We start from the raw sequence: 20,607 nt of genomic DNA, 5'->3' as shown, positions 1-20,607 counted from the left end.
ACGGTGCCTGGACCGTGGTCAGGCACACGACCGCCACGGACCGGCCCGGACGCCGGGGATCAGCCGCGGGCCGCACCCGTCTCGCGGCGCAGCCACACCGTGGCGAGCGGCGGGACCACCATGTCGGCGTGGGCGGGCATCGAGCCGTGCTCGCCGTCGACGGCCAGGACGGCGCCGAGGTTGCCGACACCGGATCCGCCGTAGGCCTGGGCGTCGGTGTTGAGGACCTCGGTCCAGAGCCCGGCCGAGGGCAGGCCGACGCGGTAGCCGTCGTGCGGGGTGGCGGCGAAGTTGGTGACGCAGACCAGGTCGGGGTCGCCGGAGCCCGCCGGGGCACGCCGGAGGAACGAGTAGGTGTTGCGGCCCGCGTCGTCGGCGTCGATCCAGCCGAAGCCGGCGGGGGAGACGTCGTTGGCCCAGGCGGCGGGGGAGGCGACGTAGGCGCGGTTGAGGTCGCGCACCAGGTCGCTGAGACCGCGGTGCTCGGGGTGCTCGAGCAGCCACCAGTCGAGCTCGCGGGACTCCGCCCACTCCGACTCCTGGCCCAGCTCGCAGCCCATGAACAGCAGCTGCTTGCCCGGGTGCGCCCACATGAAGGCGTAGTAGGCCCGCAACGAGGCCAGCTGCTGCCAGCGGTCACCGGGCATCTTGCGCAGCAGCGAGCCCTTGCCGTGCACGACCTCGTCGTGCGAGAGCGGGAGCACGAAGTTCTCGGTCCAGGCGTAGGTGATCGCGAAGGTCAGGTCGTGGTGGTGGTGCTGGCGGTGGACCGGCTCACGCGCCAGGTAGTCGAGCGTGTCGTGCATCCAGCCCATGTTCCACTTGAAGCCGAACCCCAGCCCACCTGCAGACGTCGGCCCGGAGACCCCCGGCCACGACGTGGACTCCTCGGCGATCGTGCAGACGCCCGGGACCCGGCGGTAGACGGTCGCGTTCATCTCCTGCAGGAACTGCACCGCCTCGAGGTTCTCCCGGCCGCCGTGCTTGTTCGGCGTCCACTCGCCCTCCTCGCGGCCGTAGTCGAGGTAGAGCATCGAGGCGACGCCGTCGACGCGCAGGCCGTCGCAGTGGAACTCCTCGAGCCAGTAGAGCGCGTTGGCGTAGAGGAAGTTGCGCACCTCGGGGCGACCGAAGTTGAAGATGTGGGAGCCCCACTCCTGGTGCCAGCCGCGCTGGGGGTTGGGGTCCTCGTAGAGCGGCGTGCCGTCGAACTTGACCAGCGCCCACTCGTCGGTCGCGAAGTGGCCGGGCACCCAGTCGAGGATGACGCCGATGCCGGCCTGGTGGAACCGGTCGACGAGGCGGCGGAAGCCGTCGGGGTCGCCGAAGCGGGAGTCGGGGGCGAAGTACGACGTGACGTGGTAGCCCCACGAGCCGCCGAACGGGTGCTGCATCACCGGCATCAGCTCGACGTGGGTGAAGCCCAGGTCGGAGAGGTAGGGGACCAGGTCCTCGGCCATCTCGTCGTAGGACCAGAACCGGCCGCCCGGGTGCCGCTTCCACGAGCCGAGGTGCATCTCGTAGATCGACATCGGCTCCTCGACCGGACGGCGCGCGGCTCGCGCGGTCATCCACTCGGCGTCGCCCCACTCGTGCGTCGAGTCGAAGACGCGGGAGGCGGTGTCGGGCGCGACCTCGGCGTGGGCAGCCATCGGGTCGGCCTTCTCGCGCCAGGTGTGGTCGGCCCCGAGGACGACGTACTTGTAGGCCGATCCGGCGCCGGCGTCGGGCACGAAGAGCTCCCACACGCCGGACTGCCCGAGCTGGCGCATCGGGTGCTCGCGCCCGTCCCAGCTGTTGAAGTCACCCTTGACGCGCACCGCGCGGGCCGACGGCGCCCAGACGGCGAACGACGTCCCGACGATCTCGCCGCCGAGCGGCTCGGCGTAGCGGTGCACGCGGGCACCGAGCACCTGCCACAGGTTCTCGTGCCGGCCCTCGTTGACCAGGTGCAGGTCGACCTCGCCGAGGGTGGGCAGGAACCGGTAGGGGTCGTCGACGACGACCTCGCCCTGGCCGTAGTCGACCCCGACCCGGTAGCCGGGGACGTCGCCGCCGGGGGTCGTGCCGACCCAGATGCCGCCGTGCTCGTGCTCGAGCGGCACCACGGTGTCGCCGAAGCGCACCACGACCCGCTCGGCGAGCGGACGCAGCACGCGGAAGGTGACCTGGGGGCCGGCCGGGCCCTCGCCGACGTGCGGGCCGAGCACGGCGTGCGGGTGTCCGTGCTCGCCGCGGACGAGCAGCTCGAGCTCGTCGGGGGCGACGGGGAGCGGGGTGGGGCTGGGCGGTGGCGTGGGTGTGCTCGTCATCGTGCTCCGATCCTGGCCACGGCGGCGAGCGGGATCTCCACCCACGCGGGTCTGTTGCGGGTCTCGTACACGGTCTCGTAGACGGCCTTGTCGGCGACGTAGGCGTCGACGAGGACCTGCTGCTCGGCGGTCAGGTCGCCGCCGGCGTAGGCGGCGAGGAAGTAGCGCTGGTTGCGGGCCGACCACTCCTGGCCGCGCCGGCGGCGCTCGTCGGTGGCCTCGTCGTCGCCGGACTCCTGGCGCTGCCGCTCGCCGGCGTGCGGCGCGTAGTCGAAGGAGCGCAGCATCCCGGCGACGTCGCGCCAGGGGGAGTCGGGCAGCAGCCGCTCGGCGAGCGTCTTGGCGGGCTCGCCCTCGAAGTCGACGATCTTCCACCCGGCCGCGGTGCGCAGGGTCTGCCCGAGGTGCAGGTCGCCGTGCACGGTCTGCACGTCGATGCGGGGCAGGGCGCCCAGGGCGTCGTACGCCGCGCGCAACCGGTCGGCGTGGGGCGCCAGGCCGGGGACGACGGGCAGGGCGGCCTCGAGCCGGGTGCGCATCGCGGTGGCGATCGCCGCGGGGGTCGGCGCGGAGGCCGGGTCGGTCGGGACCTGCTCGTGCAGCGTCGTGTGCACCTCGCGCAACGCCTCGCCGAGACGCCCGGCCTCGCCGGAGAAGTCGCCGCCGGCCTCGCGGGCCTCGACCTCGGGGTCGGCGTACAGGTCGCGCACGCTGGTCAGCGCGAGGTCCCAGCCGTCGGTGGCGGTGCGCAGGAACTGCTGGAGCATCCCGAGGTGGGTCGGGAGGCCCCCGCCGCCGGCGTCGGCCTCCGGGACGAGCTCGACCCAGCCGTAGAGGTGCGCGACGTGGGTGGAGCCGGCGCGGGTGAGCGCGTCGTGCGTGGTGATGTCGGGGTTCGGGCCCGGCGTCACCTTGCGGAAGATCTTGAGCACCGAGTCGTCGCCGTAGAGCACCGAGGAGTTCGACTGCTCGCCGGAGAAGAGGCTCCCGGCGGCGGTCAGGTCGACGTCCTCGCCGGGGACGCGGTGGAAGGTCAGCCCGCCCACCTCGGCCGTCCCGGACGCCGCGGCGCCGAAGGCCCGCAGCCACAGACCAGTGGCCTGCTTGTCGTGCAGCGCGTCGTAGGCGTGCACCCAGCCGAGGTCGGGGTCCTCCCACCAGCCGACGAAGGCGTGGTCGAGGCGGTGCTGCGGCTCGGTGTAGTAGCTCAGCGGCACCTGGTACAGCTCGTGCGCGCCGTCGTCGGCGTAGGTGAGCTCGACGAGCAGGACGTCGAGGGTCGGGTCGCCGTCACCGAGCCGGCCGATGCGCCGGCTCCCGGTGACCTCGAAGTCGCGGCCCTTGCCGCCGAACCAGCGCGTCTTGACCAGGTAGGGCGCGAAGACCGACAGGTCGAGGTGCTCGCTGCTGCCCGGGGCGGGCGTCTCGGCGCTCACAGCAGGTGCCCCTCGTCGGGTCGCTCGCTGGGGACCAGGCGGAACCAGTAGAAGCCGTAGCCGCTGAGCGTCAGCAGGTAGGGCAGCTCGCCGACCGCGGGGAACTCCACCCCGCCGAGCAGCTCGACCGGCACCATGCCCTCGAAGCGCCGCAGGTCGAGCTCGACCGGCTGCGGGAAGCGCGACAGGTTGTTGACGCACACGATGATGTCGTTGTTGCCCTCGGCGTCGGTGTGCTCGCGGGCGTAGGACAGCACGGTGGAGTTGGTGCCGCCGAGGTCGTGGAAGGTGCCGAGCCCGAACGCCGGGTGCTGGCGCCGGGCGTGGATCATCCGGCGGGTCCAGTGCAGCAGCGAGGACGGGTTCTCCAGGTGCGCCTCCACGTTCACGCTCTGGTAGCCGTAGACCGGGTCCTGGATCGCCGGCAGGAACAGCTTGCCCGGGTTGGCCGAGGAGAACCCGGCGTTGCGGTCGGGGGTCCACTGCATCGGCGTCCGGACGCCGTCGCGGTCGCCGAGCCAGATGTTGTCGCCCATCCCGATCTCGTCGCCGTAGTAGAGGACCGGCGAGCCCGGGAGCGAGAGCAGCAGGGCGGTGAACAGCTCGATCTGGTTGACGTCGTTGTCGAGCAGCGGGGCCAGCCGGCGGCGGATGCCGATGTTGGCCTTCATCCGCGGGTCCTTGGCGTACTCGTCCCACATGTAGTCGCGGTCCTCGTCGCTGACCATCTCGAGGGTGAGCTCGTCGTGGTTGCGCAGGAAGATGCCCCACTGGCAGCCCGACGGGATCGCCGGGGTCTGCTCGAGGATCTCCGAGATCGGGAACCGCGACTCGCGCCGCACCGCCATGAAGATCCGCGGCATCACCGGGAAGTGGAAGCACATGTGGCACTCGTCGCCGCCGGACTCGAAGTCGCCGAAGTAGTCGACGACGTCGGAGGGCCACTGGTTGGCCTCGGCGAGCAGCACCTTGCCGGGGTACTTGTCGTCGACGAAGCGACGCACCTTGCGCAGGAACTCGTGGGTCTCGGGCAGGTTCTCGCCGTTGGTGCCCTCGCGGACGTAGAGGTACGGGACGGCGTCCAGGCGGAAGCCGTCGAGCCCCATGTCGAACCAGAACGAGATCGCCTCGAGGATCGCGTCGTGGACCTTCGGGTTCTCGTAGTTCAGGTCGGGCTGGTGGGAGAAGAACCGGTGCCAGAAGTACTGCTGGCGCACCGGGTCCCACGTCCAGTTCGACGGCTCGGTGTCGACGAAGATGACCCGCGCGTCCTGGTACTTCTCGTCGGTGTCGGACCAGACGTAGAAGTCGCCGTACGGGCCGTCGGGGTCCTCGCGCGAGGCCTGGAACCACGCGTGCTGGTCGCTGGTGTGGTTGGCGACGAAGTCGATGATGACCCGGATGCCGCGGGCGTGCGCCTCGTCGAGGAAGTGGTGGAAGTCCTCGACCGTGCCGGCCTCCGGGAGGATGTCGGTGTAGTCGGCGACGTCGTACCCGCCGTCGCGCAGCGGCGAGGAGAAGAACGGCGGGACCCACAGGCAGTCGACGCCGAGCCACTGCAGGTAGTCCAGCTTCTCGGTGAGGCCCTTGAAGTCGCCGGTCCCGTCGCCGTTGGAGTCGCGGAAGCTGCGGACCATGACCTCGTAGAACACCGCGGTCTTGAACCAGTCGGGCGTCTGGTTGATCGGCTCGCCGGGCGCGGCCGGGAGCACCGGCTGCTCGACCGGCTCGCCGGTGGTCGAGGCGCCGACCGCGCCGGTGGTCTCGGGGCCGGTGGGGTGGGACGTCGTCATGCGGGCCTCCTGACGACCAGCACGTGGGCCGGTTCGTGGTGCGGGTCGAGCCGGACGTAGTCGTGCTCGCCCCAGGTCCAGTCGGCGCCGGTGATCTCGTCGTGGACGACGAACGAGTCGTCCCACCCGAGGCCGAGGGCCGGCATGTCGAGGTGCACGGTGGTCTCGCGGGTGCCGTGCGGGTCGAGGTTGATGACGACGATCACCGTGTCGTCCTCGCCCTCCGCGGTGGTGGCGCGCTTGGAGAAGACCAGGACGTTCTCGTCGTCGGCCGCGTGGATCGTGATGTTGCGCAGCCGCTGCAGCGCCACGTGGTCGCGGCGGACCTGGTTGAGCCGGGTGAGGTACGGCGCCAGGGTGCGCTCCTCCGCGTCGGCGGCGGCCCAGTCGCGGACCCTGATCTGGAACTTCTCCGAGTCGAGGTACTCCTCGCTGCCCGGCTTGACGGCCACGTGCTCGTAGAGCTCGTAGCCGGCGTACACGCCCCAGCTCGGGACGCTGGTCGCGGCGAGGGCGGCGCGGATCTTGAAGGCCGGCGGGCCGCCGTACTGGAGGAACTCGTGGAGGATGTCGGGGGTGTTGACGAAGAAGTTCGGCCGCATCACGTGGTCGGACTCCGAGCTGACCTCGCGCAGGTACTCCTCGATCTCCCAGCGCTGCGTGCGCCAGGTGAAGTAGGTGTAGCTCTGCTGGTAGCCGACCGAGCCGAGACCGTGCATCATCGGCGGCCTGGTGAAGGCCTCGGACAGGAAGATGACGTCGGGGTCGGTGCGGCGCACCTCGGCGAGCAGCCACTCCCAGAAGGCCAGCGGCTTGGTGTGCGGGTTGTCGACGCGGAAGATGCGGACGCCGTGCTTCATCCACAGCCGCACGATCCGCAGCACCTCGCGGCAGATCCCCTTGGGGTCGTTGTCGAAGTTGACCGGGTAGATGTCCTGGTACTTCTTCGGCGGGTTCTCGGCGTAGGCGATGGTGCCGTCGGCGCGGGTGGTGAACCACTCCGGGTTGCTGGTCACCCAGGGGTGGTCGGGCGCGGCCTGCAGCGCGAGGTCGAGGGCCACCTCGAGACCGAGCTCGCCGGCGCGCGCCACGAAGGCGTCGAAGTCGTCGAAGTCGCCGAGCTCGGGGTGGATGGCGTCGTGACCGCCGTCCTTGCTGCCGATCGCCCACGGCGAGCCCGGGTCGTCGGGACCGGGGGTGAGGGTGTTGTTGGGGCCCTTGCGGTTCACCTCGCCGATCGGGTGGATCGGCGGCAGGTAGATCACGTCGAAGCCCATCGCGGCGACGGCGTCGAGCCGCTCGGACGCCGTGCGGAACGTGCCGCTGGTCACCTTGCCGGTGACCTCGTCCTGGGTCGCACCCTCGGAGCGGGGGAAGAACTCGTACCAGCTGCCGTACAGCGCGCGCTGGCGGTCGGCCCACGCCGGGAACGGGCCGGCGACGGTGACCAGCTCGCGCAGCGGGTGGGCGGCGAGGACGGCGGTGACGTCGTCGGACATGAGCTGGGCCAGGCGGGCCTCGGGCGGGCGGGCGGTGTCGGCGGCCGCGCTCAGCGCGCCGGTCAGCACCGACTTCTCGGCCTTGGTGCCCTTCGGCAGGTCGGCGAGGACCCGCTCGAGCAGCAGCTGCGCCTCGGTGAACATGAGCTCGACGTCGCTGCCGGCCGGCACCTTGATGCCGGCGGCGTGCTGCCAGGTGGCGACCGGGTCGGCCCACGCGTGCACCTCGAAGGTCCAGGCCCCGGGCTTGTCGGGGGTGACCCAGGCGACGTACCGGTCGACGGGGGCGGGCTGGTGCACCATCGGGACCGGCGCCTGCCGCTTCCCCTTGGGCGAGATGAGCACGACCTCCGCGGCGAGCTTGTCGTGACCCTCGCGGAAGATCGTCGCGGAGACGGGGAACGGCTCGTCGACGGTCGCCTTGGCGGCGAGCCGCCCGAGGTCCACGACGGGGTGCACGTCCATGACTGGGATTCGACCGACCATGCACTCACCCTTGCTGGTCGCCGGTGGTGGTGCAACCTCGTCGTGCGGGTGAAGACACCGGCTCGGTCCAGGCACTTGGATCGATCCAAGAAATGTCGGTACCTTCTGCGGGTGCGCGCCATCCGTCGATTCACCGTCCGTCCCGTCCTGCCCCCGGCCCTCGCCCCCCTGGGCGAGCTGGCCGGCAACCTGCGGTGGTCCTGGCACCCCGAGACGCAGGACGTCTTCGCCGAGGTCGACCCGGTCCTGTGGGAGTCCACGGGCCGCGACCCGGTGCGCCTGCTCGGGGCGGTGGGCCGGGCCCGGTTCGACGAGCTCGCCGCCGACGAGGGCTTCCTGGCCCGCCTCGGCGCGGCACGTGCCGACCTCGAGACCTATCTCACCGCCGACCGCTGGTACCAGCGACGGATGGCGTCGGGCAGCGACACCAGTGCCCCCGGGCCGCGGACGGTCGCCTACTTCTCGCCCGAGTTCGGCATCACTGCCGTCCTCCCGCAGTACTCCGGCGGTCTCGGCATCCTGGCCGGCGACCACCTCAAGGCCGCCAGCGACCTCGGCGTCCCGATCATCGGCGTCGGCCTGCTCTACCGGCACGGCTACTTCAAGCAGTCGCTCTCCCGCGAGGGCTGGCAGCAGGAGACCTACCCGGTGCTCGACCCCGACGAGCTCCCCATCTCCCTGCTGCGCGAGCCCGACGGCTCCGGCGCGACCATCGCGATCCAGATGCCCGACGGCCCCGACCTGATCGCGCGGATCTGGGTCGCCAGCGTCGGTCGCGTGCCGCTGCTGATGCTCGACACCGACGTCGAGGGCAACCCCGACCACTACGTCGACGTCACCGACCGGCTCTACGGCGGCAACTCCGAGCACCGGCTGCGCCAGGAGCTCCTGCTCGGCGTCGGCGGCGTCCGGGCGCTGCGCGCCCACGCCCGCATCACCGGCAGCCCCGAGCCCGAGGTCTTCCACACCAACGAGGGCCACGCCGGCTTCCTCGGGATCGAGCGGATCCGCGAGCTCACCGTCGCCGCCGACGGCCCCGGCCTCGACTTCGAGACCGCCCTCGAGGTGGGCCGCGCCTCGACCGTCTTCACGACCCACACCCCGGTGCCCGCCGGCATCGACCGCTTCCCGCGCTCGCTGGTCGAGCAGTACCTCCACGTCGACGCGGGCGCGACGCCCGGCGTCCCGACCGAGCGGATCCTCGCGCTCGGCACCGAGGACTACGCCGACGGCGACGCCTCGGTCTTCAACATGGCCGTCATGGGCTTCCGCCTGGCGCAGCGGGCCAACGGCGTCTCCCGCCTGCACGGCGAGGTCAGCCGGGGGATGTTCAACGGCCTGTGGCCGGCCTTCGACGAGGCCGAGGTCCCGATCGGCTCGATCACCAACGGCGTCCACGCGCCGAGCTGGGTGGCGCGCGAGGTGTTCGGCCTGGCGACGTCGCAGGGTGCCGACGGCGGCGCCGACGACGCCGAGAGCTTCTGGGACGCCGTCGACCGCGTGCCCGGCACCGACGTCTGGTCGGTCAAGCGGGTCCTGCGCGAGCGTCTCGTCGTCGACGCGCGCAAGCGGCTCGCGAGGTCGTGGGAGAAGCGCGGCGCGGCCAAGGCCGAGCTGAAGTGGATCGAGGACGCGCTCGACCCCGACGTCCTCACGATCGGCTTCGCGCGCCGGGCGGCGTCCTACAAGCGGCTGACGCTGATGATGCGCGAGCCCGAGCGGCTCAAGGCGCTGCTGCTGCACCCCGAGCGGCCGATCCAGCTCGTGATCGCCGGCAAGGCGCACCCCGCCGACGACGGCGGCAAGAAGCTGATCCAGGACATCGTCCGGCTCTCCGACGACCCCGCGATCCGGCACCGCATCGTCTTCCTGCCCAACTACGACATCGCGATGGCCAAGCCGCTCTACCCCGGCTGCGACGTCTGGCTCAACAACCCGCTGCGCCCCTACGAGGCCTGCGGCACCTCCGGCATGAAGGCCGCCCTCAACGGCGGCCTCAACCTCTCGGTGCTCGACGGCTGGTGGGACGAGTGGTACGACGGCGAGAACGGCTGGGCCATCCCGACCGCCGACGGCGTCGCCGACATCGACAAGCGTGACGACCTCGAGGCCGCGGCGCTCTACGACCTCATCGAGAACGAGGTCGCCCCGCGCTTCTACGACCTCGACGCAGACGGCGTCCCGACCCGCTGGGTCGAGATGCTGCGGCACACGCTGAAGTCCCTCGGCCCGAAGGTGCTCGCGACCCGCATGGTGCGCGACTACACCCGGCAGCTCTACGCACCGGCCGCCGTCAACGCCCGCGCGCTCAACTCCGACTACGCCGGCGCCCGCGAGCTCGCCGTCTGGAAGGCGCGCGTCAAGGGCGCCTGGCCCGAGGTCAAGGTCGAGCACGTCGAGAGCAGCGGCGTCGGCGACGCCGCCGAGGTCGGCGGCCTCCTGAGCGCCCGCGCCTTCGTCTCGCTCGGTGCGCTCGCACCCGACGACGTCGAGGTGCAGCTGGTCCACGGGCGCGTGCAGTCCGACGACACCCTCGTCGACACCGCCTTCGTCACCCTCGACCTCGCCGAGACCTACGAGGGCGGCCGGCACCGCTTCGACGGCACCCTCGCGCTGGACCGCAGCGGCCCCTTCGGCTACACCGTCCGCGTCGTCCCGAGCAACGGGCTGCTCACGTCGTACGCCGAGCTGGGTGTCGTCGCGACCGCCTAGATCGGGCAGGCCGCGACGGGGAGCTGGGCGGGTCCTTGGATGAAGATGTTGGAGATGTAGCCGGCGACCGGGCTGGAGATCCTCGCCCAGCGGTCGTTGGTGTAGCCCTCGGCGGTGACGGTCTCGCCGACCGCCTCGCAGACCACGTGGACCGTGGTCGGGCTGGCGAGCCGGCCGACGGGGGCGCCCGAGGTGTCGGGGGTGGGGCGCACGTTGACGTTCGCGACCCAGGTCTGGAACGGCGTCCCCGCGGGCGGCTCCGGGGGAGTGCCGCCCATGGCCGCGGCGACGTCGGCGCGCATCGCGTCGAGGTCGATGAACGACGGGTCGATCTTGCCGCTGGTGCTGGTCTCGCGGTGGCCCCGGGCGTGCGACGCGTCGCGACCGAGGTGGGTGAGGACCGCGGCGGTCGCGGCGACCGAGGCGTCGTACTGGGCCTGGGTCATCTCCTGGACCTGCCCGCCGCCACCGTCGCCGGCGTAGTCGATCTCCCACCCGATCATCAGGGTGTTGCCGTCGCCGGCCGGGATCGGACCGGAGCCGCGGCAGGCGCCGGCGTGGTTGGCGCGGTTGCCGCTGATGACGTGGAAGACGCCGTGGTGGTCGACGAGGGCCTGGCACAGCGGGCCGGGCAGGTCGGCGCGACCGTCGATGCACACGGTGAGCGCGGGCGCCGGGTTGGCGGCGCTGCTCGGCGCCGCGGTGTGGTGCCACAGGACGCCGATCGGGTCGAACCCCGAGCCGGCGCTGCGGGCCAGCCAGTTGCCCTCCTCGACGACCTGGACCCCCGCTCCGCGCAGGACGTCAGCGAGCCACGAGATCGCCACGTGTCACCGCCCCGCTCTCGACGAGGTCGGCCAGGCACTCGGCGAGCTCCGTGCCGGCCGGGGCGGCCTGCGCAGCACCGGCCGCGGGCGGCAGCGTCAGGAGCAGCGGGGCCGCTCCGGCGGCGCCGAGGCCGAGGAGGACGTGACGCCGGCTGGGCTGGGGGTCGGCCCGGCGGGACGGGCTTCCTGCTGCGTGGGACACCATGCAGGCCATGCCAGCACGGATCGCGGGGCTCGTGACGAGGGGATTCCCTTGACCTCGCCCCGGACGGGGGCCGGGCCGGCTAGGCGTCGACCTTGACCTCGCGCAGGACGACGACGCACGGACCCGACAGCGCCAGCGTCTCGCCCGCGTGCACCGTCGCGCCGACCGTGACGTCCGGGTCGGTCGAGAGCACGACCTCCCCGGTGTGGGCCCAGCGGTTGCGCGGGAGCTTCAGGTCGACCGGGTCGGCGCCGCTGTGGAACCACAGCACGAACGACAGGTCCGACTGCTGCTCGCCGCGGGGGCCGGGGGAGCGGAGGGGGTCGCCGAGGACGAACATGCCGAGCGTCGCCAGCGCCGTGTCGTGCCAGTCGTCGGTGGTCATCTCGCGCCCCTCGGGGTGCATCCAGACCAGGTCCTTGGGCCCCCCGGCGATCGTGGGTCGGCCCTCGAACCAGTGCCGCTGCCGCAGCGCCGGGTGCGAGCGCCGCAGCCGCAGCGCTGCCTTGGTGGTCTCGTGGACGTCGAGCCACGCGTCGTCGGGGCTCCAGTCGATCCACGACGTCTCGTTGTCCTGGCAGTAGGCGTTGTTGTTGCCGCCCTGGGTGCGCCCCCGCTCGTCGCCCGCGGTGAGCATCGGGACGCCGTTCGAGAGGCAGAGCGTCGCCATCAGGTTGGCCGCGGCCCGCCGGCGCCGGGCCACGACGTCGGCGTCGTCGGTCTCGCCCTCGACGCCGTGGTTGTGCGAGCGGTTGTTGTCGGTGCCGTCGCGGTTCCTCTCACCGTTGGCCTCGTTGTGCTTGACGTCGTAGCTCACGAGGTCGCGGACGGTGAAGCCGTCGTGCGCGGTGACGAAGTTCACCGAGGCGTACGGCGAGCGGCCGTCGTCGGCGTACAGGTCGGAGGAGCCGGCCAGCCGGGTCGCGACGTCGCGGGTGCCCGAGGCATGGCCGCGCCAGTAGTCGCGGATGCTGTCGCGGTACTGGTCGTTCCACTCCACCCACGGCGGTGGGCACTGGCCGACGAGGTAGCCGTCCATCGTGGCGTCCCACGGCTCGGCTATCAGCTTCACGCCGCGCAGCACCGGGTCCTGCCCGACGGCGGTCATGAAGCGGGAGCGCATGTCGATCTCGCGCTCGGTGCGCGAGAGCGCGGAGAGCAGGTCGAAGCGGAAGCCGTCGACGTGCATCTCGGCGGCCCAGTAGCGCAGCGAGTCGAGCACCAGCCGCAGCGCGAACGGGTCCTCGGTGTCGACGGTGTTGCCGCAGCCGGTGGCGTCCCAGTAGGCGTCACCGGCGCCCTCGGCCCGCGAGCGCGTGTAGAACGCGTCGTCGTCGAGCCCGCGGAAGGACAGCGTCGGGCCGTCGGACCCGGCCTCGGCGGTGTGGTTGTAGACGACGTCGAGGTAGACCTCGAGGCCGGCGGCGTGGAAGGCCCGGACCATCGCCTTGAACTCGGTGACCTGCTCGCCGCGCTCGCCCGAGGACGCGTAGGCGTTGTGCGGGGCGAGGAAGCCGATCGTGTTGTAGCCCCAGTAGTTGCTGAGCCCGCGCCCGCTCACGCTCGGCTCGGAGAGGAACTGCTGCACCGGCAGCAGCTCGACGGCGGTCACGCCGAGGTCGCGGAGGTAGTCGGTGACGGCGGGGCTGGCGAGGCCGGCGTACGTGCCCCGCAGGTGCTCGGGCACCCGGTCGTGCAGCGCGGTCATGCCCTTGACGTGCAGCTCGTAGATGACGGTGTCGCGCCACCGCTGGCGCTTGGGACGCTCGCTGCCCCACTCGAAGCCGTCGGGCGCGACCACCACGGAGCGCGGGACGTACGGCGCCGAGTCGCGGTCGTCGCGGCGCTCGGGGTGGTCGACGTCGAAGCCGTAGACGGCCCGGTGCGGGGTGAGCGTCCCGCTGACCGCGCGCGTGTAGGGGTCGAGCAGCAGCTTGGCGGGGTTGAACCGGAGACCGCGCTCGGGCTCCCAGGGGCCGTCGACGCGGAAGCCGTACCGGGTGCCGGGCGCGACGTCGGGCAGCGCGCCGTGCCACGTGCCGAGGGTGCGCTCGGTCAGGGGGTGCCGGGTCTCGCGGCCGTCGTCGTCGAAGAGGCACACCCACGCCCTCGTCGCCCGCGGTGCGTGCACCGCGAAGTTCGTCGCCTCGGCACCCCACGTGGCGCCGAGCGGCTCGTGCCGCCCGGGCCACACGTCCGCGCGCTCACCGATCCTGCTCCACACGCCCGGACTCATTCGGCCGATGATAGGGCGCGCAATGATAGGCAGGACGCAGCGGCTCACCGGCCGCGCGAGGGCAGGGGAGAGGAACGACATGGCGGAGTTCGTGCGGCTCGAGGTCAACGACGGCGTCGGCACCATCCGGCTGGACCGGCCGAAGATGAACGCGATCAGCGTCCAGGTCCAGCACGAGCTGCGGGCCGCTGCCGCCGAGGCGAGCGAGCGGGACGACGTCCGCGCCGTGGTCGTGTACGGCGGCGAGCGGGTCTTCGCCGCCGGCAACGACGTCAAGGAGATGGCCGACCTCTCCCACGCCGAGATGGTCAAGCTCTCCGCATCGGTCTCCTCGGCCGTGACGGCCGTCGCCCGGATCCCCAAGCCCGTGGTCGCGGCGATCACCGGCTACGCGCTCGGCGGGGGGTGCGAGCTGGCCCTGGCCGCCGACGTCCGCATCGCGGCCGACGACGCCACGCTCGGCCAGCCCGAGGTGCTGCTCGGCATCATCCCCGGCGCCGGCGGCACCCAGCGGCTCTCCCGGCTGGTCGGACCGAGCCGGGCCAAGGACCTGATCTTCACCGGCCGGTTCGTGAAGGCCGAGGAGGCGCTCGCGATCGGACTGGTCGACCGCCTCGTCCCGGCGGCCGAGGTCTACGACACCGCCGTGGCCTGGGCCGCGCAGTTCTCCTCGGCCGCGGCGCTCGCGCTGCGCGCGGCCAAGGAGAGCATCGACCGCGGTCTCGAGACCGACCTCGAGACCGGCCTCGAGATCGAGCGCCAGCAGTTCGCCGCGCTCTTCGCGACCGAGGACCGCACCCGCGGCATGACGTCGTTCGTCGAGAGCGGGCCGGGCCGGGCGACGTTCGTCGGGCGCTGACCGAGGGTCGTCGGGGCGTATCTATCCGCGTCACCGTGTGACAGTCTTCACCCCGCGACGAGGCCCGACCCGGAGGCCCGACCCGGAGGCCCGAACCGGAGGACCGACATGAGTGACGAGAAGACGACGACCGACGCCCCGAGGCAGGAGCCGGTCGCGCCCGGGGGCGGCGAGGAGACGTCGTCCACCGGGAAGGCTCCTGAGAAGGCCACCGAGAAGGCTCCCGAGAAGGACCCGGGGAAGGGTCGTACCCTTCCCGGCATGGACCTCGCGAAGGCACGGATCGCGGTGGCGCGCCTGCTGTGGGCGGTCTGCGTGCTCTTCGCCCTGATCCTGGCCTCGGCCGTGCTGATGATCGCGCTCGAGGCCAACCCCGCCAACGACCTGGTCAGGTTCGTGGTCGAGCGTGCCGACGACGTCGACCTCGGCTTCTTCGACCTCAGCAACCCGATCAAGGACTTCGACACCACGCTGGCGGAGACCCAGGACACCAAGACCGCGCTCTTCAACTACGGGATCGCCGCGATCGTCTGGCTGATCGTGGGACGGATCGTCGACCGGCTCGTCCGACCCTGACCGGGAGCCGTCGCGGAGGTGTGGCGCACGTCGCACCGCGTGCTCTGGGTGCGGGTGGTCCCAACGTGTTGACTCGGCGGTAACCTGCCAACGTCGCATCATCCGGGCCGCCGGCCCGCCGAGTGCATCAGGAGGGGCCCTCCGGGCCACACCACCATGAACATTGTCGTCTGTGTGAAGTACGTCCCCGACGCCACCGCCGACCGGCGGTTCGAGTCGGACAACACCGTGGACCGGGTCGGCGTCGACGGGCTGCTGTCGGAGCTCGACGAGTACGCCGTCGAGCAGGCCCTGCAGCTGAAGGAGAAGCGCGAGGGCGAGGACGTCACCGTCACCGCGCTCTGCGTCGGCCCCGAGAAGGCGCTGGACGCCGTCCGCAAGGCCCTGCAGATGGGTGCCGACAAGGGCGTCCACGTGAGCGACGAGGCGATCGCCGGGTCCGACTACGCCGCGACGTCCCTCGTGCTGGCCAAGGCCGTCGAGAAGATCGGCGCCACGCTCGAGGACGGGAAGGTCGACCTCGTCGTGTGCGGCATGGCCTCGACCGACGCGTCCGGCTCCGTCGTCCCGGCGATGCTCGCCGAGCGGCTCGGCCTCCCGCAGGTCACCTTCGCCTCGGTCATCGAGACCCAGGGCGACCAGGTCCGCATCAAGCGCGACGGCGACACCGCCACCGAGGTCATCGGCGGCACGATGCCGCTGGTGCTCTCGGTGACCGACCAGTCCGGTGAGGCCCGCTACCCGTCGTTCAAGGGGATCATGGCGGCGAAGAAGAAGCCGCTGGAGACCTACACCCTCGCCGACATCGGCCTGGAGGCCGACCAGGTCGGCCTCTCGGTCGCCTGGAGCGAGGTCACCGACACCACCGAGCGGCCCCCGCGGACCGCCGGCGAGATCGTCAAGGACGAGGACGGGTCGGGCGCCACGGCGCTCACCGAGTTCCTCGCGTCCAAGAAGTTCATCTGAGCCGGCCCAGAGAGTCCGGGATACAGGGAAGAGAGCGAACGAAGACATGTCTGAGGTCCTGGTACTCGTCGACCACGTCGACGGAGCGGTCCGCAAGCCCACCCTCGAGCTGCTCGCGCTCGCCAAGAAGCTCGGCGAGCCCGCCGCGGTCTTCATCGGCGGCGCCGACAAGGCGGCCGCGGCCACCGAGAAGCTGAAGGCGTTCGGTGCCGAGAAGGTCTACGTCGTCGACGACACCGAGATCAAGGGCTACCTCGTCGTGCCCAAGGTCGAGGTGCTGCAGCAGATCGCCGAGAAGAGCTCGCCCGCGGCGATCCTCCTGGTCTCGGGCTACGAGGGCAAGGAGATCGCCGGCCGCCTGGCGATCCGCCTCGAGTCCGGCATCATCACCGACGCGGTCGACGTGGCCGACGACGGCACCACCACGCAGTCGGTCTTCGCCGGCAACTTCACCGTGCAGGCGAAGGTCACCCGGGGCACCCCGATCATCACGGTCAAGCCCAACTCGGCGACGCCCGACGAGACCGCAGGCGCAGGCACGGTCGAGGAGTTCGCCCCGACCATCTCCGACGCCGCGAAGACCGCCCAGATCGTCGCCTCCCAGCCCCGCAAGGCGACCGGCCGGCCCGAGCTGACCGAGGCCGCGATCGTGGTCTCCGGCGGCCGCGGCACCGGTGGCGACTTCGCCCCGATCGAGGGCCTGGCCGACGCGCTCGGCGCCGCGGTGGGCGCCTCGCGCGCCGCCGTCGACTCCGGCTGGATGCCGCACAGCTTCCAGGTCGGGCAGACCGGCAAGGTCGTCTCGCCGCAGCTCTACGTCGCCAACGGCATCTCCGGCGCGATCCAGCACCGCGCCGGCATGCAGACCTCGAAGACCATCGTCGCGGTCAACAAGGACGACGAGGCGCCGATCTTCGAGCTCGTCGACTTCGGCGTCGTGGGCGACCTGCACAAGGTCCTCCCGGCCGCCACCGAGCAGATCGAGGCCAAGAAGGGCTAGCTCCCGGCCCGCAGCACGAGTGACGCCCCGTCGACCCGCGGTCGACGGGGCGTCGTCGCGTCCACGGTCCGTCAGCGGTCGCGCTTGCGTCGTCGCTTGGCCGCGAGGCGGAGACGGCGGGCCTGCTCGCGCTCGAGGTGGGCCTGGCGCGCGGCGCGGTGCTCGGCGGCGCCCGGCCGGGGAGGCCGGGCCCGACGGCGCGTGTCCCGGCGCGCCCAGAGCCACATCGCGAGCGGCGCGTTGGCGAGCAGCAGGAAGAACCCGCCCTGCAGTCGGACGCCGAGCTCACCGTCCGCGCCCCGCCGGCTCCCGAGCCCGTCGACGACGACCGCGAACGGGTCGACGAACGACGTCACCCCGAACCAGGTCAGCGCCGCCCACAGGCCCGCGCCGGCGAGGCCGAGCCCCGGACCCGACGTCGTCCGGAACGTCGCGAGCAGCACCCCGAGGGCGACGATCCCGAAGAACAGGCTCATCAGGCCCAGGCCGGGCGCCAGGAGCGCCGGCGCCCCGTCGAGGACGCCCCAGACCGCGAAGGCGAGCAGCAGCGCCCGACCGAGCCACGCCGCGACGAGGCCGATCGCCGCGCTCAGCGCGACACCGTCGTGCCAGGCGCGGTCGCGGCAGCCGGCGGCACGGACCGGCCGTGACGGAAGGCCAGGACGACCAACAGCAGCAGCGAGGTGCCGATCGCGACCCACACCCCCACCAGGTCACCGGTGGCGGTGCCGGGGCGTGCGATCCGGTCCCGGGCCAGGAGCGCGCAGACCCCGGTGAGGGCGCTCACCAGCGCCAGCCCGTGCGGTCGGCGCGAGCCCCGGACGGCACCGCCGACGGCGGCGACGAGCAGGGCGGCCGAGGCCAGCCAGAAGCACGTCGCGGCGAGCTGGGCCCGGCCCGGGTCGAGGGCGGCGGTCGTGGCCGCGTCGTCGGTGAACCGGCTCTCGAGCAGGACGACCAGGCCGGCCAGCGGCAGGAGGGCGGTCACGGCGAGGTGGACGAGCACGAGGCGGCTCGGCGCGGGGGAGGCCATGGCGTCGATGCTGCCCGGAGGGCGACCGTCCACACCTGGGCCGGCTCCGGGCTCACTAGGCTCGCCCGGGTGAGCACCATCGAACCCCTCGGCGATCCGACCGACGTCGTCCGCGCCCTGGCCGAGCGGGCCCGCGAGGCCTCCCACGAGCTCGCCCTGGCGACCCGCGCGACCAAGGACGCCGCCCTGCACGCGATGGCCGACGCCCTCCTGGCTCGCGGCGGCGAGCTCCTGGCCGCCAACGCCGAGGACGTCGCCCGCGCCGACGCCGCCGGCACGCCCCCCAACGTCGTCGACCGGCTCCGGCTGACCGGGGAGCGGCTCGCCGCGATGGCGCAGGGGCTGCGCGACGTGGCCGGGCTGCCCGACCCGGTCGGGGAGGTGGTGCGGGGGAGCACCCTGGCCAACGGGCTCGAGCTGCGTCAGGTGCGGGTGCCGTTCGGGGTGGTCGGGATGATCTACGAGGCACGCCCCAACGTCACCGCGGACGCCGCCGGGATCTGCCTGAAGTCCGGCAACGCCGTCCTGCTGCGGGGCTCCTCGAGCGCGGCCTCCTCCAACGCCGCGATCGTCGCCGTGCTGCGGGACGCCGTCACGGGCGCCGGCCTGCCGGGCGACGTCGTCCAGCTGGTGCCGGCCGGGACCCGCGAGACGGTCTCGGCCCTGATGCGGGCCCGCGGACTGGTCGACGTCCTGATCCCGCGCGGCGGCGCCGGCCTGATCCAGAGCGTCGTGGAGGGCTCGACCGTCCCGGTGATCGAGACCGGCGTCGGCAACTGCCACGTCTACGTCGACGCCGCGGCCGACCTCGACCGCGCGCTGGCGATCGTCCTGAACGCCAAGACCCACCGCACCAGCGTCTGCAACTCCGCCGAGTCGCTCCTGGTGCACGCCGACCTCGTCGACACCTTCCTGCCGACCGTCGTCGCCGCCCTCCAGGACGCCGGGGTCACGGTGCACGGCGACGAGACCGTCGCGCGGTTGCCCGGCGTCGAGCCGGCCACCGACGACGACCACGCCCGCGAGTACCTCTCGATGGACATCTCCGCGGCCGTCGTCCCCGACGTCGACGGTGCCGTCTCCCACATCAGGCGCTTCTCCAGCGGTCACACCGAGGCGATCCTCACCCGTGACCAGGACGCGGCCCGGCGCTTCGTCGCCGCCGTCGACTCGGCCGCGGTGCTGGTCAACGCGAGCACCCGGTTCACCGACGGTGGGGAGTTCGGCTTCGGCGCCGAGATCGGGATCAGCACCCAGAAGCTGCACGCGCGCGGGCCGATGGGCCTGCCCGAGATGACCTCCACGAAGTACGTCGTCACCGGCGAGGGCCACGTGCGCTGACCCGGACCCCGTCGGGGATAGGGTTCGGGCGTGCCAGACGGGACCCGCTCCACCCACGCCGACGCGGCGGTCGAGCGACTCTGGACCGGCGCCACGATCATCACCTTCCTCCGCACGGTCGCGGCCCTCGCGCTGTGCCTGGTCGGGGTGTGGCAGGAGGAGCTGGTCTGGCTCGTCCTCGGGCTCGGCGTCTACTGGGCCGGGGACAGCCTCGACGGCGCCTGGGCGCGGTGGTTCGACTGCGAGACCCGGATCGGAGCGGTCGTCGACATGCTCTGCGACCGGCTCAACTGCGCCGCGTTCTACCTCGGCTTCGCCGCCCTCCAGCCCGAGATGCTGCTGCCGGTGGCGGTGTACCTGTTCGAGTTCCTGGTCATCGACTTCTTCCTGTCGCTGGCCTTCCTCGCCTGGCCGATCCGCAGCCCCAACTACTTCTACGAGGTCGACCGCCGGATCTACACCTGGAACTGGTCGAAGCCGGCCAAGGCGGTCAACTCCTCGCTGTTCGCCGTCCTGCTCCTGGTCACCGGCTGGTGGTGGCTCGGCCTGGTCATCGCGATCGCGCTGCTGGGCCTCAAGTGCGTGTCGCTGCGGTGGCTGCTGCAGCTGGGGCTCCCGGTGCCGGTGCGGCAGCCGCAGACGGCCGGGTAGCAGGCCGTGTTCCTCGCACTGCTCAGCATGTTCGGGCTCAGCATCGCCTCGGCGCTGCTGCCGTTCCTGCCGATCGAGGCCTTCATCATCGGCGGCGCCGCCGCCAACCCCGGGACGGCGGCCTCGATCGCGCTCGGTGTCGCGGCCGGCGCGGGCGCGACCATCGGCAAGGTGGTCTGGTACGAGGTCGCCCGCCGCGGCATCAGCTCGTCGTGGGCCCGGAAGAAGCTCTCCGCGCCCAAGGTGAAGGCCGGCTACGAGCGGTGGACCGCCCGGATGGACGGCCGGCCCGTGTACGCCGGCGCGGTGATGTTCGTGGCCGCGTCGGTCGGGATCCCGCCGTTGCTGGTGATGTCGTTCGTCGCCGGTCTGCTCAAGATGCCGATGTGGGTGTTCGTCCCCACCGTGTTCGTCGGTCGCTCCATCCGCTTCTCGCTGCTCTTCCTCGGCGCCGACTTCGCCTTCCACTGACGAGCCCGACGGGGTCGGGCGATAGGGTGGTCGCCATGACGCTGAGCACCATCGCCGCCCTCGCCACCTCCGTGGCCGCCGAGACCGAGGCGCACGGCGAGCCCGCCGTCCACCCCTACGTGGTGGGCGCGATCGCGCTGGCCATCCTGCTGGGTCTGCTGGGTGCCTTGATGGCCTTCGGCGGAGGACGCGAGCACAGCTGAG

18 protein-coding genes are annotated in these 20,607 nt (G+C 72.2%); 9 read left to right on the top strand and 9 right to left on the bottom strand.

All coding sequences use genetic code 11. The features are described 5' to 3' along the window. Nucleotides 1–59 precede the first annotated feature (59 nt). The 4 genes from glgB to E4623_RS09340 are packed head-to-tail and all read right to left on the bottom strand — an operon-like array spanning nt 60 to nt 7,526. Nucleotides 60–2,312, bottom strand: coding sequence for a 1,4-alpha-glucan branching protein GlgB (glgB, locus tag E4623_RS09355; RefSeq protein ID WP_134766226.1), 2,253 nt, complete (start codon nt 2,310–2,312; stop codon nt 60–62). Next, nucleotides 2,309–3,748, bottom strand: a complete 1,440-nt coding sequence (locus E4623_RS09350) for a hypothetical protein (RefSeq protein WP_134766225.1) — start codon at nt 3,746–3,748, stop codon at nt 2,309–2,311. The genes glgB and E4623_RS09350 overlap by 4 nt, the downstream gene beginning before the upstream one ends. Further along, nucleotides 3,745–5,541, bottom strand: coding sequence for a maltose alpha-D-glucosyltransferase (gene treS, locus E4623_RS09345; RefSeq protein WP_134766224.1), 1,797 nt, complete (start codon nt 5,539–5,541; stop codon nt 3,745–3,747). The genes E4623_RS09350 and treS overlap by 4 nt, the downstream gene beginning before the upstream one ends. After that, nucleotides 5,538–7,526: a maltotransferase domain-containing protein gene (locus tag E4623_RS09340; RefSeq protein WP_134766223.1), complete on the bottom strand. Its 1,989-nt coding sequence runs from the start codon at nt 7,524–7,526 to the stop codon at nt 5,538–5,540. The genes treS and E4623_RS09340 overlap by 4 nt, the downstream gene beginning before the upstream one ends. 111 nt (nt 7,527–7,637) lie before the next feature. Between E4623_RS09340 and glgP the strand changes: the two genes are divergently transcribed. Beyond that, nucleotides 7,638–10,238, top strand: a complete 2,601-nt coding sequence (gene glgP / locus E4623_RS09335) for an alpha-glucan family phosphorylase (protein ID WP_134766222.1) — start codon at nt 7,638–7,640, stop codon at nt 10,236–10,238. Here glgP and E4623_RS09330 read toward each other — a convergent pair. The 3 genes from E4623_RS09330 to glgX form a co-directional block, all read right to left on the bottom strand. Further along, nucleotides 10,235–11,065: an N-acetylmuramoyl-L-alanine amidase gene (locus tag E4623_RS09330; protein WP_134766221.1), complete on the bottom strand. Its 831-nt coding sequence runs from the start codon at nt 11,063–11,065 to the stop codon at nt 10,235–10,237. The two genes, glgP and E4623_RS09330, sit on opposite strands and share 4 nt — an antisense overlap. Beyond that, a complete protein-coding gene (locus tag E4623_RS09325) occupies nt 11,043–11,270 on the bottom strand; it encodes a hypothetical protein (RefSeq protein ID WP_134766220.1) in 228 nt (75 codons plus the stop codon). The genes E4623_RS09330 and E4623_RS09325 overlap by 23 nt, the downstream gene beginning before the upstream one ends. A 79-nt stretch (nt 11,271–11,349) precedes the next feature. Continuing rightward, nucleotides 11,350–13,506 (bottom strand): glycogen debranching protein GlgX, encoded by a 2,157-nt coding sequence (gene glgX / locus E4623_RS09320; RefSeq protein WP_134766219.1) that lies wholly within the window; start codon nt 13,504–13,506, stop codon nt 11,350–11,352. 79 nt (nt 13,507–13,585) lie between these two features. Between glgX and E4623_RS09315 the strand changes: the two genes are divergently transcribed. The 4 genes from E4623_RS09315 to E4623_RS09300 all read left to right on the top strand — a co-directional run bounded on the left by E4623_RS09315 (nt 13,586) and on the right by E4623_RS09300 (nt 16,907). After that, nucleotides 13,586–14,365: an enoyl-CoA hydratase-related protein gene (locus E4623_RS09315; RefSeq protein WP_134766218.1), complete on the top strand. Its 780-nt coding sequence runs from the start codon at nt 13,586–13,588 to the stop codon at nt 14,363–14,365. 108 nt (nt 14,366–14,473) lie between these two features. Then, on the top strand, nt 14,474–14,941 hold the full coding sequence (locus tag E4623_RS09310; RefSeq protein ID WP_245154984.1) for a hypothetical protein: 468 nt from the start codon (nt 14,474–14,476) through the stop codon (nt 14,939–14,941). Nucleotides 14,942–15,097: 156 nt separating this feature from the next. After that, on the top strand, nt 15,098–15,907 hold the full coding sequence (locus tag E4623_RS09305) for an electron transfer flavoprotein subunit beta/FixA family protein (RefSeq protein WP_134766217.1): 810 nt from the start codon (nt 15,098–15,100) through the stop codon (nt 15,905–15,907). Between the two features lie 46 nt (nt 15,908–15,953). Beyond that, nucleotides 15,954–16,907: an electron transfer flavoprotein subunit alpha/FixB family protein gene (locus tag E4623_RS09300; RefSeq protein ID WP_134766216.1), complete on the top strand. Its 954-nt coding sequence runs from the start codon at nt 15,954–15,956 to the stop codon at nt 16,905–16,907. A gap of 71 nt (nt 16,908–16,978) precedes the next feature. Here E4623_RS09300 and E4623_RS09295 read toward each other — a convergent pair whose 3' ends face one another. After that, nucleotides 16,979–17,608, bottom strand: coding sequence for a hypothetical protein (locus E4623_RS09295; protein WP_134766215.1), 630 nt, complete (start codon nt 17,606–17,608; stop codon nt 16,979–16,981). Beyond that, nucleotides 17,497–17,940 carry a hypothetical protein gene (locus E4623_RS09290; protein ID WP_134766214.1) on the bottom strand — a complete coding sequence of 148 codons (444 nt, stop codon included), beginning with the start codon at nt 17,938–17,940 and terminating at the stop codon, nt 17,497–17,499. Before E4623_RS09290 ends, E4623_RS09295 begins: the two co-directional genes overlap by 112 nt. A 69-nt stretch (nt 17,941–18,009) precedes the next feature. Here E4623_RS09290 and E4623_RS09285 point away from each other — a divergent pair, with 69 nt between their 5' ends. The 4 genes from E4623_RS09285 to E4623_RS22570 are packed head-to-tail and all read left to right on the top strand — an operon-like array spanning nt 18,010 to nt 20,606. Beyond that, the gene (locus E4623_RS09285; RefSeq protein ID WP_245154982.1) at nt 18,010–19,281 is read left to right on the top strand and encodes a glutamate-5-semialdehyde dehydrogenase; all 1,272 of its coding nucleotides are present in this window, start codon (nt 18,010–18,012) and stop codon (nt 19,279–19,281) included. Nucleotides 19,282–19,311: 30 nt separating this feature from the next. Then, nucleotides 19,312–19,932: a CDP-alcohol phosphatidyltransferase family protein gene (locus E4623_RS09280; protein WP_134766213.1), complete on the top strand. Its 621-nt coding sequence runs from the start codon at nt 19,312–19,314 to the stop codon at nt 19,930–19,932. Nucleotides 19,933–19,938: 6 nt separating this feature from the next. Then, a complete protein-coding gene (locus E4623_RS09275) occupies nt 19,939–20,403 on the top strand; it encodes a VTT domain-containing protein (protein ID WP_134766212.1) in 465 nt (154 codons plus the stop codon). Nucleotides 20,404–20,438: 35 nt separating this feature from the next. Then, nucleotides 20,439–20,606, top strand: a complete 168-nt coding sequence (locus E4623_RS22570) for a hypothetical protein (RefSeq protein ID WP_167736510.1) — start codon at nt 20,439–20,441, stop codon at nt 20,604–20,606. Nucleotide 20,607 lies beyond the last annotated feature (1 nt).

This window comes from Nocardioides sp. 1609, from assembly GCF_004522105.1.
Classification (GTDB): domain Bacteria; phylum Actinomycetota; class Actinomycetes; order Propionibacteriales; family Nocardioidaceae; genus Nocardioides.
This window is presented reverse-complemented; position numbering and strand designations above follow the sequence as displayed.

What these genes read in the sequence shown, in the direction of transcription:
- glgB (WP_134766226.1), bottom strand. Translation starts at nt 2,312, where the DNA reads ATGACGAGCACACCCACGCCACCGCCCAGCCCCACCCCGCTCCCCGTC.
- treS (WP_134766224.1), bottom strand. Translation starts at nt 5,541, where the DNA reads ATGACGACGTCCCACCCCACCGGCCCCGAGACCACCGGCGCGGTCGGC.
- E4623_RS09340 (WP_134766223.1), bottom strand. Translation starts at nt 7,526, where the DNA reads ATGGTCGGTCGAATCCCAGTCATGGACGTGCACCCCGTCGTGGACCTC.
- E4623_RS09325 (WP_134766220.1), bottom strand. Translation starts at nt 11,270, where the DNA reads ATGGTGTCCCACGCAGCAGGAAGCCCGTCCCGCCGGGCCGACCCCCAG.
- glgX (WP_134766219.1), bottom strand. Translation starts at nt 13,506, where the DNA reads ATGAGTCCGGGCGTGTGGAGCAGGATCGGTGAGCGCGCGGACGTGTGG.
- E4623_RS09315 (WP_134766218.1), top strand. Translation starts at nt 13,586, where the DNA reads ATGGCGGAGTTCGTGCGGCTCGAGGTCAACGACGGCGTCGGCACCATC.
- E4623_RS09310 (WP_245154984.1), top strand. Translation starts at nt 14,474, where the DNA reads ATGAGTGACGAGAAGACGACGACCGACGCCCCGAGGCAGGAGCCGGTC.
- E4623_RS09305 (WP_134766217.1), top strand. Translation starts at nt 15,098, where the DNA reads ATGAACATTGTCGTCTGTGTGAAGTACGTCCCCGACGCCACCGCCGAC.
- E4623_RS09300 (WP_134766216.1), top strand. Translation starts at nt 15,954, where the DNA reads ATGTCTGAGGTCCTGGTACTCGTCGACCACGTCGACGGAGCGGTCCGC.
- E4623_RS09290 (WP_134766214.1), bottom strand. Translation starts at nt 17,940, where the DNA reads ATGGCCTCCCCCGCGCCGAGCCGCCTCGTGCTCGTCCACCTCGCCGTG.
- E4623_RS22570 (WP_167736510.1), top strand. Translation starts at nt 20,439, where the DNA reads ATGACGCTGAGCACCATCGCCGCCCTCGCCACCTCCGTGGCCGCCGAG.